The organism is Vibrio sp. Sgm 5, assembly GCF_026241575.1.
In the GTDB taxonomy this organism is placed as follows: Bacteria; Pseudomonadota; Gammaproteobacteria; order Enterobacterales; family Vibrionaceae; genus Vibrio; species Vibrio jasicida.
Genome location: NZ_JAPHPY010000113.1, coordinates 1 through 2,780, shown reverse-complemented (window position 1 = coordinate 2,780; position 2,780 = coordinate 1). Strand labels below are relative to the sequence as shown.

At 45.4% G+C, this 2,780-nt stretch carries 2 protein-coding genes and 4 tRNA genes; all 6 read left to right on the top strand.

Translation table 11 applies throughout. The features are described 5' to 3' along the window. Positions 1–191 precede the first annotated feature (191 nt). Positions 192–782 (top strand): aminoacyl-tRNA hydrolase, encoded by a 591-nt coding sequence (gene pth, locus OQJ86_RS26170; protein ID WP_038872796.1) that lies wholly within the window; start codon positions 192–194, stop codon positions 780–782. Between the two features lie 10 nt (positions 783–792). Continuing rightward, positions 793–1,884: a redox-regulated ATPase YchF gene (gene ychF / locus OQJ86_RS26165; protein WP_038872793.1), complete on the top strand. Its 1,092-nt coding sequence runs from the start codon at positions 793–795 to the stop codon at positions 1,882–1,884. Positions 1,885–2,169: 285 nt separating this feature from the next. Further along, positions 2,170–2,246: transfer RNA gene (locus tag OQJ86_RS26160), tRNA-Met, on the top strand. A gap of 39 nt (positions 2,247–2,285) precedes the next feature. After that, positions 2,286–2,370 (top strand) — tRNA-Leu (locus tag OQJ86_RS26155). 31 nt (positions 2,371–2,401) lie between these two features. Continuing rightward, positions 2,402–2,476, top strand: a tRNA-Gln gene (locus OQJ86_RS26150). Between the two features lie 80 nt (positions 2,477–2,556). Further along, positions 2,557–2,633, top strand: a tRNA-Met gene (locus tag OQJ86_RS26145). Positions 2,634–2,780 lie beyond the last annotated feature (147 nt).

Below are 2,780 nucleotides of genomic sequence, written 5' to 3'. Positions count from 1 at the left end.
TTCTCCGTTACAAATCAGCAAAGTATCCAATCTGGAAAAAGAAAAATGCCAGTCAGCTTAACTGACTGGCATTACCCCTCTTTGGGGTGTTTTTTTATTTGTATCGATAGGCAGAAAATCCCTTGGTCGCCCACTGTGAGAATTCTGTGCTATCATACTGCGCTTTTTGAGATTCCAGAGAGATCCTAACCTTGACTCAACCAATCAAACTTCTTGTTGGTCTTGCTAATCCGGGACCAGAATACGCCAAAACTCGCCACAATGCGGGCGCTTGGGTTGTAGAAGAATTAGCTCGCGTTCACAACGTTACCCTGAAGAACGAACCAAAGTTCTTTGGCCTAACCGGACGCATTATGGTCAATGGCCAGGATCTCCGTTTGCTCATCCCCACCACGTTTATGAATCTTTCTGGTAAAGCGATCGCGGCATTAGCGAAGTTTTATCAAATTAAACCAGAAGAGATCATGGTTGCTCATGACGAGCTAGACTTACCTCCAGGTGTCGCTAAGTTTAAGAAAGGTGGTGGTCACGGAGGTCATAATGGCCTACGTGATACGATTAGCAAAATGGGCAATAACAAAGATTTTTATCGTCTTCGTATCGGCATCGGCCATCCGGGACACAAAGATAAAGTGGCAGGTTTTGTACTAGGCAAAGCTCCAGCGAAAGAGCAAGAGCTACTAGACGCCGCAGCCGACGAGTCGGTTCGCTGTCTAGACATCCTAATAAAGGATGGCCTATCAAAAGCGCAAAATCGCCTCCACACGTTCAAAGCTGAATAAGGTTACTATCATGGGTTTTAAATGTGGCATCGTTGGTCTACCTAACGTTGGTAAATCAACTCTGTTTAACGCACTAACTAAAGCGGGTATTGAAGCAGCAAACTTCCCGTTCTGTACCATTGAACCAAACACTGGTGTGGTTCCTGTGCCAGATCTACGTCTAGACGCATTAGCGAAGATCGTTAACCCACAGAAAGTTCTGCCTACTACAATGGAATTCGTAGACATCGCTGGTCTCGTTGCTGGTGCATCACGCGGTGAAGGTCTAGGTAACAAATTCCTAGCGAACATCCGTGAAACTGACGCGATTGGTCACGTTGTACGTTGTTTTGAAAACGACAACATCGTTCACGTTGCTGGTAAAGTATCTCCAATCGAAGATATTGAAGTTATCAACCTTGAGCTAGCAATGGCTGACCTTGATGCTTGTGAGCGCGCGATTCAGCGTAACGCTAAAAAAGCAAAAGGCGGCGATAAAGACGCGAAATTCGAACTGACTGTGCTAGAGAAGCTACTTCCAGTTCTGACAGAAGGCGGCATGGCACGTACTGTTGAGCTTTCTAAAGAAGAGCTAGCAGCAGTAGGTTACCTAAACTTCCTGACGCTAAAACCGACTATGTACATCGCTAACGTGAACGAAGACGGTTTTGAAGATAACGCATACCTAGACGCTGTACGTGAGTACGCGGAAAAAGAAAACAACGTAGTTGTTCCAGTATGTGCGGCTATCGAATCAGAAATGGCTGAGCTAGAAGACGACGAGCGTGAAGAGTTCCTTGCAGATCTCGGCATCGAAGAACCTGGTCTAAACCGTGTAATTCGTGCGGGTTACGAACTGCTTAACCTACACACTTACTTCACCGCCGGCGTGAAAGAAGTTCGTGCTTGGACAATCCCTGTTGGTGCAAGCGCACCTAAAGCAGCTGGTAAAATCCACACTGACTTTGAAAAAGGCTTCATCCGTGCAGAAGTTGTCGGCTACGATGATTTCATCCAATTCAACGGTGAAAGCGGTGCGAAAGACGCGGGTAAATGGCGCCTAGAAGGTAAAGAATACATCGTTAAAGATGGTGATGTTGTACACTTCCGCTTCAACGTATAACTAAGTGAATGAATTTTAAACACTTCATTTACACAAAAAGCCAGCCAGCATGCTGGCTTTTTTTATACCTTTCATAAACAACACAAAATAAACTCCCTCGCTCCAAGCCAATTTATTTCCAGTTTTAGATCATAAACACGCCTCTTTGTTTAAAAAGGAAGCGAACGATGGATTTTGCGGGATTTATTGAAAAAAAACTGTTGACGGATCTCACTCAACTTCGCATAATGCGCGCCGTTCCCGACAACAAGGCAACTTAGCGACGAGAACGGAAAACATGGTATTGGCTACGTAGCTCAGCTGGTTAGAGCACATCACTCATAATGATGGGGTCACAGGTTCGAATCCCGTCGTAGCCACCATTCCTAAACGTTCTTTTATTAGAATTGTTAGGAATAGATGCGGTCGTGGCGGAATTGGTAGACGCACCAGATTTAGGTTCTGGCGCCGCAAGGTGTGAGAGTTCAAGTCTCTCCGACCGCACCATGTATTAAGTGGTAGAAATACTACTGCCTGCAGGTCTATCGCCAAGCGGTAAGGCAGCGGCTTTTGATGCCGCCATTCCCTGGTTCGAATCCAGGTAGACCTGCCATTATTCCAAAGTGGGATTCCTTTAAGAAAAAGGGTTGTCACTTAGAGCGTGAAGGTTTATATTGTCTCGCTCAAAAAGATGGCTACGTAGCTCAGCTGGTTAGAGCACATCACTCATAATGATGGGGTCACAGGTTCGAATCCCGTCGTAGCCACCATTCTTTCTTAATGAAAGAAAAATTGTAACGATTAGTTTTTACCAATTAACTAATGGTTAATAGATTTCAAGATGCGGTCGTGGCGGAATTGGTAGACGCACCAGATTTAGGTTCTGGCGCCGCAAGGTGTGAGAGTTCAAGTCTCTC

Bases quoted from the DNA above. Each gene is read 5' to 3' on its own strand.
- ychF (WP_038872793.1), top strand. From the start codon at position 793: ATGGGTTTTAAATGTGGCATCGTTGGTCTACCTAACGTTGGTAAATCA.